11 protein-coding genes are annotated in these 13,421 nt (G+C 70.6%); 7 read left to right on the top strand and 4 right to left on the bottom strand.

The window, feature by feature from the left end:
* Positions 1-60 precede the first annotated feature (60 nt).
* Positions 61-720, bottom strand: coding sequence for a transcriptional repressor LexA (gene lexA / locus C2L59_RS22940; protein WP_051736098.1), 660 nt, complete (start codon positions 718-720; stop codon positions 61-63).
* A 361-nt stretch (positions 721-1,081) separates the two neighbouring features.
* Between lexA and C2L59_RS22945 the strand changes: the two genes are divergently transcribed.
* From C2L59_RS22945 to C2L59_RS22960, 4 genes are all read left to right on the top strand, one after another.
* Positions 1,082-1,555 (top strand): LysM peptidoglycan-binding domain-containing protein, encoded by a 474-nt coding sequence (locus tag C2L59_RS22945; RefSeq protein ID WP_103351567.1) that lies wholly within the window; start codon positions 1,082-1,084, stop codon positions 1,553-1,555.
* Between the two features lie 266 nt (positions 1,556-1,821).
* A complete protein-coding gene (gene nrdR, locus C2L59_RS22950; RefSeq protein WP_103351568.1) occupies positions 1,822-2,316 on the top strand; it encodes a transcriptional regulator NrdR in 495 nt (164 codons plus the stop codon).
* Between the two features lie 32 nt (positions 2,317-2,348).
* Positions 2,349-6,236: a vitamin B12-dependent ribonucleotide reductase gene (locus C2L59_RS22955; RefSeq protein ID WP_103351569.1), complete on the top strand. Its 3,888-nt coding sequence runs from the start codon at positions 2,349-2,351 to the stop codon at positions 6,234-6,236.
* 231 nt (positions 6,237-6,467) lie between these two features.
* Positions 6,468-8,174: a hypothetical protein gene (locus C2L59_RS22960; RefSeq protein ID WP_233223640.1), complete on the top strand. Its 1,707-nt coding sequence runs from the start codon at positions 6,468-6,470 to the stop codon at positions 8,172-8,174.
* Between the two features lie 15 nt (positions 8,175-8,189).
* Here the strand turns inward: C2L59_RS22960 and C2L59_RS22965 are convergent, their stop codons facing one another.
* Entirely contained in the window at positions 8,190-8,738 is a 549-nt protein-coding gene (locus C2L59_RS22965) for a TetR/AcrR family transcriptional regulator (RefSeq protein ID WP_103351570.1), read from the bottom strand.
* A gap of 77 nt (positions 8,739-8,815) precedes the next feature.
* Here C2L59_RS22965 and C2L59_RS22970 point away from each other — a divergent pair, with 77 nt between their 5' ends.
* A complete protein-coding gene (locus C2L59_RS22970; protein WP_199199205.1) occupies positions 8,816-9,427 on the top strand; it encodes an FMN-dependent NADH-azoreductase in 612 nt (203 codons plus the stop codon).
* Positions 9,427-9,741: a multidrug efflux SMR transporter gene (locus C2L59_RS22975; protein WP_103351571.1), complete on the top strand. Its 315-nt coding sequence runs from the start codon at positions 9,427-9,429 to the stop codon at positions 9,739-9,741. Before C2L59_RS22970 ends, C2L59_RS22975 begins: the two co-directional genes overlap by 1 nt.
* Here the strand turns inward: C2L59_RS22975 and C2L59_RS22980 are convergent.
* Positions 9,731-11,752, bottom strand: coding sequence for a prolyl oligopeptidase family protein (locus C2L59_RS22980; RefSeq protein WP_370444766.1), 2,022 nt, complete (start codon positions 11,750-11,752; stop codon positions 9,731-9,733). The two genes, C2L59_RS22975 and C2L59_RS22980, sit on opposite strands and share 11 nt — an antisense overlap.
* A gap of 104 nt (positions 11,753-11,856) precedes the next feature.
* On the opposite strand from C2L59_RS22980, the gene C2L59_RS22985 reads away from it, so the two are divergent.
* The gene (locus C2L59_RS22985; protein WP_103351573.1) at positions 11,857-12,831 is read left to right on the top strand and encodes a neutral zinc metallopeptidase; all 975 of its coding nucleotides are present in this window, start codon (positions 11,857-11,859) and stop codon (positions 12,829-12,831) included.
* Here the strand turns inward: C2L59_RS22985 and C2L59_RS22990 are convergent.
* Positions 12,824-13,393, bottom strand: coding sequence for a TIGR03086 family metal-binding protein (locus tag C2L59_RS22990; RefSeq protein ID WP_199199206.1), 570 nt, complete (start codon positions 13,391-13,393; stop codon positions 12,824-12,826). The genes C2L59_RS22985 and C2L59_RS22990 overlap by 8 nt on opposite strands.
* Positions 13,394-13,421 lie beyond the last annotated feature (28 nt).

Raw genomic sequence — 13,421 nt, forward strand, 5'->3', positions numbered from 1 at the left:
GAAGATCATCCGATCCGGTGAAATCCTTCCCGGGCCGTGCGATAGCCCGGAAGCAACTTCCTAAAGGCGGCGCAGGACAGCGACCACCTTGCCGAGCACCGTGGCGTCGTCGCCGGGGATCGGCTCGTACGCCTCGTTGTGCGGCATCAGCCAGATGTGGCCGCCCTTGCGCTTGAACGTCTTGACCGTGGCCTCGCCGTCGATCATCGCCGCGACGATCTCGCCGTTGTCCGCGTCCGGCTGCTGGCGGACCACCACCCAGTCGCCGTCGGTGATGGCCGCGTCGACCATCGAGTCACCGGTGACCTTCAGCAGGAACAGCTCGCCCTCGCCGACGATCTCCCGCGGCAGCGGGAAGACGTCCTCGATGGCCTGCTCGGCCAGCACCGGGCCACCGGCGGCAATCCGGCCGACCAGCGGCACGTACGCCGCCTTCGGCATGACCGGCTGCTGGTCCATCTCGATGCCCATGGGGTTGTCGTCGGTCGCCGAGAGGACGCCGACCGCGCGCGGGCGGTTCGCGTCCCGCCGCAGGTAGCCCTTGCGCTGCAGCGCGCGCAGCTGGTGCGAAACCGACGACGTCGACGTCAGCCCGACCGCCTCGCCGATCTCCCGGACGCTCGGCGGGTAGCCGAACCGGCTCACCCACGAGCGGATCACGTCGAGCACCTGCTGCTGGCGGACGGTGAGGGTCTCGTCCACGTCGTACACCTCGGGCATGGCGTGCACCTTGCCCGAGCCACCGGGGGACCCACTGGTCCTGCCCGCCTTGTTCTCCTTCGCCACTGCGTCGCCTCCCAGACGTTCGCTGCACGTATCTGCGCGCCGGCCGCCGCCCGCGGGGGTGCGGGCAGCCTCGCCGGCGGCATCTGCCCGGCAGATGCCCTGGTCACCGACGTTAGCCCCCGGGCACGGCGATTTCAAACATCTGTTCGATCGACACGCCGTGTCCGCTCGATTTTGTCGGTGGCAGGTGGTAGACCTTCGCACGGGCGTTCGATAGAACGCCTGTTCGACCTTGATCCACGGGCCGCTCGCGGTTCGCGAATCGGGCGGACACCAGGGTTTCGAGGAGGTTCGGATGTCCATTCTGGCCGAACGCGGGCACGCTCGCCCGGCGACCCCGGTCCCGGCGCCGCTTCGTCCCGTGCGCGTGCTGCGCGGGCTCCGCGGCGAAGTGCGGCGCCCGCCGACGCGCGCCCGGGTCGTCGCCGGCCGTCATCCGGCGGGCTCGCCCTGCGCGGCGCCCCGGCGGGTGGGGGTCCGGTGGCCGTGGCTCGCCGCGCTCGCCGTCGGGAGCTGCCTGATGATCACCGGATTGGGCCTGTTTTCCGGCGGTGGGTCGGGCGCTCCGGTGCCGCAGACGACCGCCACGGTCTCCGTCGAGCAGGGCGACACGCTTTCTTCGCTGGCCGCCCGATTCGCGCCAGGCAGTGAACCCGGCGCGGTTGTCGCCCGGATCAGGGAGCTCAATCGCCTGGACCAGGCCGTCCTGGTGCCCGGGCTCCCGCTCACGGTGCCGGTCGCCGATCCCGCTCTCGTTCCCGCTCCCTGATCGGCCGCGGACCCGCCGGGCAACCTTCGCGGGGGATGCGCGTCGGCTTGCGCACGCTGTCGCCGGGTTCTACGCTCGCCCGCTATATGTAGTAGTTACACCGCTGTAGTTGGTCCACAGGTTGGGGTAGACTCGGCAGCAGTTGTCCACAGCTGGTCGGCGTTTACCCACCGGATGTCCACAGAACGATCACCAGGTGCAGGGGTGCATGGTGGCCGCGGGGCGTCGACCGGGGCGGCCGACTTGGAGGGGAAGGTGATCGGCGGATGCGGTGCCCGTTCTGCCGGCATGCGGACTCTCGGGTCGTCGATTCCCGAGAGGTGGATGAAGGCCAGGCGATCCGCAGGCGGCGCTCGTGCGCGTCGTGCGGACGGCGGTTCACGACTTCGGAGACGATGGTGCTCGCCGTCGTCAAGCGGTCCGGGGTCACCGAACAGTTCAGCCGGGACAAGGTGGTGAGCGGCGTCCGCCGCGCCTGCCAGGGCAGGCCGGTCGACGACGACGCGCTGCAGCAGCTCGCGCAGCGCGTGGAGGAGTCGATCCGCTCCGCCGGCCTGGCGGAGATCCCGAGCCACGAGGTCGGCCTGGCCATCCTGGGCCCGCTGCGTGAGCTCGACGGGGTCGCCTACCTCCGGTTCGCCAGCGTCTACCGCTCGTTCTCGTCGGTCGAAGACTTCGAGAAGGAGATCGCCGACCTGCGTGAGGCCATGGCGGGTGCTGCTGCCCAGGAGGAGAGCGATCAGCGCGAAGACGGCGACTGAGCCGTCCCGCTGCGGGAGTGAGGGTTCAACCGATGACCGAAACCGTGGACACGGGAGCCGGCGCGGCCGCCGGCAAGAAGAGCAAGGCCGCGGGCGGGCTCACCGTGAAGCGCGTCTTCACGACCGAGGGGCAGCACCCGTACGACCAGGTCACCTGGGAGCAGCGGGACGTCGTCATGACGAACTGGCGTGACGGCTCGGTCAACTTCGAGCAGCGCGGCGTGGAATTCCCCGATTTCTGGTCGGTCAACGCCACCAACATCGTCACCAGCAAGTACTTCCGCGGCGCCGTCGGCAGCCCGCAGCGCGAGCGCAGCCTCAAGCAGCTCATCGACCGCGTCGTGAAGACCTACGTCAAGGGCGCGCGCGACCACGGCTACTTCGCCTCGTCGCAGGACCTCGAAATCTTCGAGCACGAACTCACCTGGATGCTGCTGCACCAGGTCTTCAGCTTCAACTCCCCGGTCTGGTTCAACGTCGGCACGCCGTCGAAGCAGCAGGTCAGCGCCTGCCAGCCGTACGACGCCCTGGTGAGCACCCCCGGGGGCGCCGTGCCGATCGGCCGTTTCGTCGAGCTGGGCGCCGTGGGCGCCAAGGTGTACGACGCGCACGGGCTGACCAAGGTCGTCGCCACCAAGGCGAACGGCATCAAGGAAGTCCTGCGCATCAGCACGAAGTCGGGTCACGTCCTCGACGTCACGGCCGACCATCTGGTGTGGCGGGCGAGCTCGACCGGCGGGAAGTTCGTGCCCGCCGGCGAGCTGCGCGTGGGTGACCAGCTCGAATGGCACCGCCGTAGCGCGTTCGGCGAGGACGAGATCAGCGGAACCCACATCGCCGAGGCCGCGCTCGCGGGTTGGTTGCAATCGGACGGCTTCGTCGGCCAGTACCAGGGGACGAACCGTTCCCTCACCGTCGAAGCCATGACGGTGAACGACGCCGAACTGTCCTGGGTGCGGGACGCGCTTGATCGCGTCTTCCCGGATGTCCACCGACACGAACGCGCCGTCGAAACCCAGGACGAGACGCTCGACTGCCGCCGAACCCGGCTCTACGGCAACGTTCTCGAAGACTTCGCCGAGACCTGGGGTCTGCGTGCTCGCGGCACCGACATGGTGGTGCCGGAGTACCTGTACACGGCGCCGTTGCCGGTTGTGGCCGCTTATCTGCGGAGCATCTTCCAGGCGGAGGGCTACGTCTCCGCGCGCGAACGGTCCACCTCGGTCGCCGTGGACATGATCAGCGAGGACCTGATCCGCGGGGTCCAGCAGCTCCTGGCCCGGTTCGGCATCTTCGCCCGGGTGGTCCGGGAGAAGGAGAGCCGGCCTGATCGGCACGACCTCTGGGGCATCCGGATCCGGAACGCCGGAGATCGCCGGATCTTCGCGGACGAGATCGGGTTCATCGATCCGGTGAAAACCGCGAAGCTGGAGGCGTCCTTCGAAAAGCCGGGCCTTCCCGCCCACGAGAGGAAGCGGCTGGAGATCGCCTCCATCGAAAGTCGTGGCGAGATGCCGGTCTACGACATCCAGACCGAATCCGGGGAATACCTGTCCGGGAATCTCCGGGTTCACAACTGCTTCATCCTCGCCGTGGACGACACGATGGAGTCGATCCTCAACTGGTACCGCGAGGAGGGCCTCATCTTCAAGGGCGGCTCCGGCGCCGGCCTGAACCTCTCCCGCATCCGCTCCTCCAAGGAACTGCTCACCTCCGGCGGCACCGCCTCCGGCCCGGTCTCGTTCATGCGCGGCGCGGACGCATCGGCGGGCACCATCAAGTCCGGCGGCGCGACCCGGCGGGCGGCGAAGATGGTCGTGCTCGACATCGACCACCCGGACATCGAGGAGTTCGTCCAGACGAAGGCGCGCGAAGAGGAGAAGATCAAGGTTCTCCGCGACGCCGGGTTCGACATGGACCTCTCCGGCGCGGACATCTCGTCGGTGCAGTACCAGAACGCGAACAACTCGGTCCGCGTGTCCGACGAGTTCATGCAGGCGGTCGAAAGCGGCGGCGACTTCGGCCTGCGCGCCCGGCTCACCGGCGAGGTCATCGACCGGACCGACGCGAAGAAGCTGTTCCGCAGCGTCGCGCAGGCCGCGTGGGAGTGCGCCGACCCCGGCATCCAGTACGACGGCACGATCAACGACTGGCACACCTGCCCCGAGTCGGGCCGGATCACCGCGTCGAACCCGTGCAGCGAGTACATGCACCTCGACAACTCCAGCTGCAACCTGGCGTCGCTGAACCTGCTGAAGTTCGTCACGCCCGAGGGCACGTTCGACGCGCCGCTGTTCGCCCGCGCCGTCGAGTTCGTCATCACGGCGATGGACGTTTCGATCTGCTTCGCGGACTTCCCGACCGAGCCGATCGCCGACACCACGCGCCGGTTCCGCCAGCTCGGCATCGGGTACGCGAACCTCGGCGCGCTGCTGATGGCGCTGGGCCACGCGTACGACTCCGACGGCGGCCGCGCGCTCGCCGCGGCGATCACGTCGCTGATGACCGGCGTGTCCTACCGGCGGTCAGCCGAGCTGGCCCGGGCCGTCGGCGCGTACGAGGGCTACGCCCGCAACGCCGAGTCGCACCAGCGCGTCATGCGCAAGCACGCGGCGGCGAACGAGCTCGTCCGCACCTACCACTCGAACGACGCCGCCGTCCGCGCGCTGGCGACCGAGGAGTGGAAGAAGGGCATCGACATCGGCACGAAGCACGGCTGGCGCAACGCGCAGGCCTCGGTGCTCGCGCCCACCGGCACCATCGGCTTCATGATGGACTGCGACACGACCGGCATCGAGCCGGACTTCTCGCTGGTCAAGTTCAAGAAGCTGGTCGGCGGCGGCTCGATGCAGATCGTCAACCAGACGGTGCCGCGCGCGTTGACCGCGCTGGGCTACCTGGACGAGCAGGTCGAGGCGATCGTCGAGTACGTGGCGCAGCACGGCCACGTCGTCGACGCGCCGGGGCTGCGCCCGGAGCACTACGAAGTGTTCGACTGCGCGGTCGGCGAGCGCTCGATCGCGCCGATGGGGCACGTCCGGATGATGGCCGCGGTGCAGCCGTTCCTGTCCGGCGCCATCTCGAAGACGGTCAACATGCCGGAGTCGGCGACGGTCGAAGAGGTCGAGGAGATCTACTTCCAGGGCTGGAAGCTGGGCCTCAAGGCGCTGGCCATCTACCGCGACAACTGCAAGGTCGGCCAGCCGCTGTCGACGGCGAAGAAGCCCTCGGAGGCCGCCGCCGCCGAGCCGGAGAAGGTCGTCGAGTACCGCCCGGTCCGCAAGCGCCTGCCGAAGAAGCGCCCGAGCCAGACGGTGTCGTTCACCGTCGGCGGCGCGGAGGGCTACCTGACGGCGGGCTCGTACCCGGACGACGGCCTCGGCGAAATCTTCGTCAAGCTCGGCAAGCAGGGCTCGACCCTGGCGGGCGTGATGGACGCGTTCTCGATGTCGATCTCGGTCGGCCTCCAGCACGGCATCCCGCTCGAGTTCTACGTCTCGAAGTTCAGCAACCTGCGCTTCGAGCCGGCGGGCATGACCGACGACCCGGACATCCGCATCGCGACGAGCGTGATGGACTACCTGTTCCGCCGCCTGGCCCTGGACTACCTGCCGTACGAGAAGCGCTCCCAGCTGGGCATCCTGTCGGCGGACGAGCGTTCGGCCGAAGTCGAGGCGACGTACGGCAACCCGGGCGTCGACCTGGAGGCTTTGCAGTCCACAGTGGATGCCTCCCCGGAGCCGCACGCGGAGGAGCCGCCCCACCCCCACCGCGAAGCCCAGACGACGACGGAGCTGATGGAGCTCCGCCTCGGCAAGGCGGCGGACGCCCCCCTGTGCATGACCTGCGGAACGAAGATGCGCCCGGCCGGCTCGTGCTACGCCTGCGAAGGCTGCGGCGCGACATCGGGTTGTAGCTGAGGCAGCACCGGCCGGGGTGCGCGCACCCCGGCCGGTTGCGTTGCGAAAACCGCATCGGAACCGTGCAAGACCGCGCTTTCCGTTTCAAAAACCCAAGCAGACCACGAATCATCGTGAAGCTTGGCCCCGCCCATCTCCGCTTCCCCCCTCCGGGCTATCGTGCTCGCCGGGGGGTTGAACGGCGATTCCCCGTGCTGCGCACTCTCGTGTGGAACCGGGGAGAAACTCACGATGACCTCGCTCGTCGTCGACGAAACCGTTCCGGAAACGGCCAGGCCCGCCCGTCAGAGCCGGGGAAACCGGTGGCTGATCGGCGTCGTCGTCGCGATTTTCGCCGTTCTCGCGTGGCAACGCCGCTGGGTCTGCGACGACGGCCTCATCGTGCTCCGCACCGTGCAGAACCTGCTCGACGGGAACGGGCCGGTGTTCAACGCCGGTGAACGCGTCGAAGCCAACACCAGCACGCTCTGGACCTACGTCGTCGCGCTCGGCGGGCTGCAGCCGTGGCTGCGGCTGGAGTGGGTGACCGTCGTGCTCGGGCTCCTGTTCGCCGTCGCGGGACTCTTCTTCGGGCTCGACGGCGCGCGGCGGCTGTTCCCGGGCCGGGTGGCCGTGCCGGCCGGCGGGCTCGTCGTGCTCGGGCTGCCGCCCTTCTGGGACTACGCCACCTCGGGCCTGGAGACCGGCCTCGTCACGCTCTGGCTGTCGCTCTTGTGGTGGCAGCTGGTCCGGCACGCCACCGTGGGCGCGGTCCGGGTCTGGCCGACCCTCCTCCTGATCGGCTGCGGCCCGCTGGTGCGGCCCGAATTCGCGCTCGTCTCCGCCGTCACGTTCCTGGCCCTGGTGGTCGTCGCGGCGCCCGGGTGGCGCCGCGGCGCCGGGTGGCTCGCGCTCGCCGGCCTGCTGCCCGTGGCCTACCAGGTGTTCCGGATGGGCTACTACGGGCTGATCACGCCCAACACCGCCCTCGCCAAGGAGGCGACCCAGGCCCGCTGGGACCGCGGGTGGTTCTACCTCGTCGAGTTCTTCGGCGCGTACTGGCTGCTGGTCCCGGTGGTGCTCCTGCTCGCCGCCGGCGTGCTGGTGCTGCGGGACCGGACGAAGCTCGTGGTCGTGCTGGCCCCGGTCGTCGCCGGGCTGGTGCTCGGGCTGTACGTCACCCGGGTCGGCGGGGACTACATGCACGCCCGGATGCTGCTGCCGGTCCTCACCTGCCTGCTCCTGCCCGTCATGGTCGTCCCGCTGACCCGGTGGACCGCGCCGCTCGTGCTGGCCGTCGTCGCCTGGACGGTCACCAGTGCCGTCGGCCTGCGGCCGGTCTCCGCCGAGCAGCACGAGATCGGCGCGTACGGCATCAGCGACGCCCGCGTGTTCTGGGTCGACTCCACGCACAACGAGCACCCGATCACCGCCGACGACGCCGCGGGCCTGATCGGGTACCTCCCGGACCTGGCTGCGGCCAGGGCCGGGCACACCGGCCCGGTCGTCGCCGTGAAGGTCAACTTCGTGTGGGTCGTCTACCCGGGAACCCGCACGGTGATCGACACGCCCGGCGCGCTCGGCTTCCCCGGGCTCCTGCTGCCGCGCACCGAGACCGTGATCGACGACCTCGGGCTGGCGAGCCCGCTCGCCGCGCACAGCGACGTGATTCCCGGTCGCCCGGCGGGCCACCAGAAGGAGCTCTCGGTCGCCTGGGTCATCGCCGACGCCGGGGCCGGCACGGCGACGCAGCTCTCGGCCGCCGGGCACGAACTCGTCTGGTCGGAGTCGATCGCGGCCGCACAGCGGGCACTCACCCGGCCCGAGATCCGCGAGATGCTCGACTCGGTCCGGGCCCCGCTGACCTTCGGCCGGTTCCGGGACAACCTCCTGCACGCCTTCGGCCGCAGCCGGCTGCGCTTCGACCCGGATCCGATCGTCGCCGTCTACGGCGGCTGAGTCACCACAGCCGAGCTACAGCAGCCGCGACGCCAGTTCCCGCAACGCCGCCGCGATCCGCGACGGCGGCACCCCGCGGGACGTCTGGTGCAGGAACAGCTCCGGCGCCAGCGGGGCCAGCAGCACGTCGGCCAGGACGTCGGGGTCGGGCGCACCGGCCGCCTCCGCCAGCACCCGGACGTGCGTCCGCCAGAACCCGTACGCGCCGGTCGTGAAGCGCGAATGGCCGACCTCCGCGCCCAGCACCAGGGGCGCGTGCCGCTCCAGCAGTTCCACCATCGCCGCGTAGAACGCGGCCAGGCGCTCGGCCGGCGGTGCGCCGGGGCCGAGCGGCGGGTCGCCGCGCAGGAGCACCTCCTGCAGCCGGCGCTCGTGCTCGTCCAGCAGGGCGACGGCGATCGCTGCGCGGTCCGGGTAGCGGCGGTACAGCGTGCCGCGGCCGACGCCGGCCGCCCGCGCGATGTCCTCCATCGTCACCTCCGCCGCGCCGCGGGCGGTGAACAGCTCTTCGGCCGCCGCGAGGATCTTCGCGCGGTTGCGGGCCGCGTCGGCGCGTTCGGGCATGTCACGAGCCTAGGGAATAACCGGACACGACGTCCAGTTGAGGTCAAGTGGACACCGCGTCCACTTGAGGAGGAATCGTGCCCCACCTGCTGCACCTCGACTCCAGCGCCCGCCGCTCGTCGTTCTCCCGCGAGCTCTCCACCCGGTATGCCGCCGGCTGGGCGGGCACCCGCACCTACCGCGACCTCGCCGCCGACCCGGTCCCGGTGATCGGCGAAGCCTGGACGGAAATCTGTGACGCCCTGCTCGAAAGGGGGATCACCGACCCCGCGCACTACGCCGGCGTCGTCGAGACGCCGGCGCAGAAGAAGGCGTGGGCGATCGTCGAGCCGCTCCTGGACGAGCTGCTCGAAGCCGACGTCGTGCTGATCGGCGCGCCGATGTACAACTTCTCGATCCCGGCCGCCCTCAAGGCGTGGATCGACCAGGTGACGTTCCCGAAGATGTCCCTGCGCGGCAAGAAGTTCGTCGTCGCGGGGGCCCGCGGGGGGACGTACGCCGAAGGGACGCCGCGGGCGCCGTTCGACCACCACGAGCGCTACCTGCGGGACTTCATCGCCGGGCACTACGACGTCGACGACGTGCGGTTCGTGCACGCCGAGCTGACCAACGCCCTGGTGGACCCGCACCTCGCTGCGCGCGACGGCGAACGAAAAGCGTCGCGCGAAGCAGCTCTGAAGGCCATCTGATGGGCTGGGTGACGCTCGTCTTCGCCGGGCTCGTCGAGATCGCCTGGTCGCAGAGCATCAAGCCGACGGAGAACTTCACCCGGCCGTGGCCGACGCTGCTGTGCTTCGTGCTCGGCGCCGCCGCGGTCTACCTGCTGTCGCGCGCGATGGACACCGTCCCGGTGGGTACCGCCTACGCGGTGTTCACCGGGATCGGTGCCGTCGGCGCGATCGTGCTCGGCGTCGTCGTGGCCAAGGACCCGCTGAGCGTCGGCCGGGTGGCCGCGCTGGCCCTGATCGTCGGCGGCGTCGTGCTCGCGCGGGTCACTTCGTGAGCTGCTCCCACAGGAACTCGAAGACCAGCGCCCACTTGAACGCCAGCTGCTCGTTGTCCGCGGCGGCACCGTGGCCGCCTTCGATGTTTTCGTGGTACCGGACGTCGTGCCCCTGCTCACTCATCCGCGCCACCATCTTGCGGGCGTGGGCGGGGTGCACGCGGTCGTCGCGCGTCGAGGTCACGAACAGCGACGGCGGGTACTCACGTCCACTGTGGACGTTCTGGTACGGCGAGTACCGTGAAATGAAGTCCCACTCCGCGGCGTCGTCGGGGTCGCCGTACTCGGCCATCCAGGACGCCCCGGCCAGCAGGAGGTGGTAGCGGCGCATGTCCAGCAGCGGCACCTGGCTGACGATCGCGCCGAACCGCTCCGGGTAGCGCGTCAGCATGACGCCCATCAGCAGGCCGCCGTTGCTGCCGCCCTGGATGCCGAGCCGGTCCGGCGTGGTGATGCCCCGGGAAACCAGGTCCGCGGCCACCGCGGCGAAGTCCTCGTACACGCGGTGGCGCTCGGCCTTGATGGCTTGGGTGTGCCAGCCGGGCCCGTACTCGCCGCCGCCGCGGATGTTCGCGACGACGTACGTGCCGCCGCGGGCCAGCCACCCGCGGCCGATCATGCCGCTGTAGGACGGCGTCAGCGAGATCTCGAAGCCGCCGTAGCCGGTCAGCAGCGTCGGGCCGCCCTCGGCGCCGGACGGCCGGACGACGAAGTACGGGATCTTCGTGCCGTCCTCCGACGTCGCGAAGTACTGGGCGACGCTCATGCCCGAAGCGTCGAAGAACGCCGGAGCCTGCTTCAGCACTTCGACCTCTTCGCCGACGTGCCCGTAGCTCAACGTCGACGGCTGCAGGAAGCCGCTGGAGTCGATCAGGTACTCGTCGCTGACGTCGGGATCGGTGTCGAAGATGTCCGCGCTGCCGAATTCGGGGCCGCCGGCGAGCGGCTCGTCGGTCCACCCGCCGGGGCCGGGCGTCAGCGTGCGCAGCTCGGTGCGGACGTCACGCAGGGTGCCGAGCAGCAGGTGGTGGCGCGTCCAGGCCCAGTAGCCGAGCGAGGTGTGCTCGTCGGGGGTGAACAGCGTCGTGAAGTCGCGGTCGCCGGCCATGAAGGCGTCGAAGAGGATGGCGATCAGCGAGCCGGCCGGGTGTTCGGTGCCGCCGGTGGTCCACGCCGTCCGCGGCCGCACCAGCAGCCATTCGCGGTGCACGGACGCGCTCGCGTCGTCCGGGACGTCGATCTTGACCAGCCCGCCGGGCGTCTTCAGGTGCAGTTCCGAGCGGTAGAAGTCGATCGCGCGGCTGACGAAGTCGCGCTCGAAGCCTTCGGTCGGGTCGTGGGACGCGCCGATCGAGACGTCGTCCGGCTTGCCCTCGAAGACCGTGACGGCTTCGGCGAGCGGCGTGCCGCGGCGCCACTCCTTGGCCAGCCGCGGGTAGCCGGAGCTGGTCAGCGAACCCGGCCCGAAGTCCGTTCCGATGTAGACGCGGTCTTCGTCGATCCAGCCGATCCGCGTCTTCGCCTCCGGCACGGTGAAGCCGTCCTCGACGAACTCGTGCGCGTCGAGGTCGAACTCGCGGACCACGGTGGCGTCTGCGCCACCGCGGGACAGCTCGACCAGGCCGCGCCGGTAGCCCGGGCGCAGCACGGTGGCGCCCTGCCAGACCCAGTTCTCGCCCTCGGCCTCGGCCAGCGCGTCGACGTCGAGCAACAGCTCCCACTCGGGCTCGGCCTGCCGGTAGGACTCCAGGGTCGTCCGCCGCCACAGGCCGCGGGGGTGGCTCGCGTCCTGCCAGAAGTTGTAGAAGAACCCGCCGCGGCGGCGCACGTACGGGATGCGGTCGTCGGCGTCGAGCACCTCGCGCAGCTCGTCACGCAGCTCGGCGAAGCGGGCGCCCGTCGTCAGCTCGTCCAGCGTCTCGTCGTTGCGGGCGCGCACCCAGTCCAGCGCGTCGTCGCCCGTCACGTCTTCCAGCCACAGGTAGGGATCCTCGACACTCATGCCGTTCAGTCTCGCGTGGCGCGGGGCCCGGGGGCCACCCGGTGGCGTTTTCGTTTCGTGATCCCGGCCATCCGGGAGGTCCGTATGCTGATGCCACACAGCAGGGGGAGACCGTGAACGACGCCGAACCGCCGTGGCCGGGGACGGCCCGGCCGCCGGAACCCGCCTGGGTCCCGGAGCCGAACCCGTGGGCGCCGAACTGGGCCGCCGCACCGCCCGTCCCGATCGCCCCGCCGCGCAACCGGCTCTGGGGCGCCGTCGGCGGGGTGCTGGTCGTCGTGCTGGCCTTCACGCTGATCGCCGCGACCATCCCGCGCCGGGTCGACGGGCGCGCGTTCGCCGCGCAGGGCGCCGGCAACGGCCGGGCGTACAGCGGCGGCTCGGAGGTGAAACCCGTGCCGGAGCTGGCCCGCAACCCGCTGCTCGGCGACGGCATCAGCCCGGGGCCGGCCACCTGCACCCTGCCCGAACTCGGCCGGGCGCCCGACCAGCTCAAGGCGTACTACGGCGCACTCGTCGACTGCTTGCAGCAGTCCTGGCGCCCGGCCCTGGAGAAGGCGAACGAGCCCAGGCTGCTCGCCTCCGTCTCGGTGACGCTGCCGGAGCACAGCGCGTGCGGCGAAGCGCCGACGGAGAACGAAGCCGTCGCCTACTACTGCGGCGGCGACACGACGATCTACGCCCCGACCGACTGGATGCTCTCGGACGCCGGCCTCAACAAGGCCCGGCACATCGCGACGATCGCCCACGAGTACGGCCACCACGTGCAGCGCGAGAGCGGCATCCTGTCGGCGGCGGCGGACAAGATGACCTCGCCGGACGAGAACAGCTCGGCCGACAAGGAGGTCGTCCGCCGGATCGAGCTGCAGGCCAACTGCTTCGGCGCGCTGTTCCTGGCCGCCGTCGCCGGCTCGGGTTCGATCAGCCGGTCGCTGGCGAACGCGGCCGTCGCCGACTACGGGCGGGCCGACAACAGCGACACGCACGGTTCGCGCGAGCACCAGCTGTCCTGGGCGAAGGCCGGCTACGACGGCAAGCTCACGAAGGCGTGCGACACCTGGAGCGCGCCGGTCGCCGAGGTCAGCTGACCCAGGCCGGGTCGCGGCCGAGCAAGGCCAGGAACCGGTCGAGGTCGCTCGCGCCCGCGGGCAGCGCGACGCTGTGGGCGAACGAGCCGTTCTTCTCACGGCCCTCGTCCGGGATCCGCTCGGCCAGCTTGGTGGCGATGTACACGGCTTCGGCGTCCGGCTCGTAGGGCAGACCGAGCGTGCGGGCCAGGTCCCGGCCGTGCGCGACGGTGTCGACCAGGTGCATGTGCGCGGCGATCGAGCCGGGGAACGTGCCGAAGTGGTTGATGGTGAGCTGCTTCTCCAGCACGGCGTCGCCGGCGAAGGCGGCGAGGAAGTCGTCGACGGACGCCCGGTACGCGGCGTGGGGGTCGTCGCCGAGGACGCCGGCGTCCCAGTCCGGGGCCGAGCCTTCGCGGGCGGCCGTCGCGAACGCGTGGTTCTCGCTGACCTGGTGGCGGAGCAGGTCGGCCAGGGTCCAGCCGGCGCACGGCGTGGGGCGGGTGAGGTCGGCCGGGGTCACGGCGGCGACGATCTTGTCGAGGACGAGCAGGGTGCGGCGGTCGAGTTCGCGGAGATCCATGCTGGGCACGCTAAGCGGGGGGAGCGGA

Origin of the sequence: Amycolatopsis sp. CA-128772, assembly GCF_002904295.1 — a bacterium.
In the GTDB taxonomy this organism is placed as follows: Bacteria; Actinomycetota; Actinomycetes; order Mycobacteriales; family Pseudonocardiaceae; genus Amycolatopsis.

Coding starts and splice junctions, on each gene's coding strand:
- lexA (WP_051736098.1), bottom strand. CDS start 720: ATGCCCGAGGTGTACGACGTGGACGAGACCCTCACCGTCCGCCAGCAG.
- C2L59_RS22965 (WP_103351570.1), bottom strand. CDS start 8,738: ATGCCCGAACGCGCCGACGCGGCCCGCAACCGCGCGAAGATCCTCGCG.
- C2L59_RS22945 (WP_103351567.1), top strand. CDS start 1,082: ATGTCCATTCTGGCCGAACGCGGGCACGCTCGCCCGGCGACCCCGGTC.
- nrdR (WP_103351568.1), top strand. CDS start 1,822: ATGCGGTGCCCGTTCTGCCGGCATGCGGACTCTCGGGTCGTCGATTCC.
- C2L59_RS22960 (WP_233223640.1), top strand. CDS start 6,468: ATGACCTCGCTCGTCGTCGACGAAACCGTTCCGGAAACGGCCAGGCCC.
- C2L59_RS22955 (WP_103351569.1), top strand. CDS start 2,349: ATGACCGAAACCGTGGACACGGGAGCCGGCGCGGCCGCCGGCAAGAAG.
- C2L59_RS22975 (WP_103351571.1), top strand. CDS start 9,427: ATGGGCTGGGTGACGCTCGTCTTCGCCGGGCTCGTCGAGATCGCCTGG.
- C2L59_RS22990 (WP_199199206.1), bottom strand. CDS start 13,393: ATGGATCTCCGCGAACTCGACCGCCGCACCCTGCTCGTCCTCGACAAG.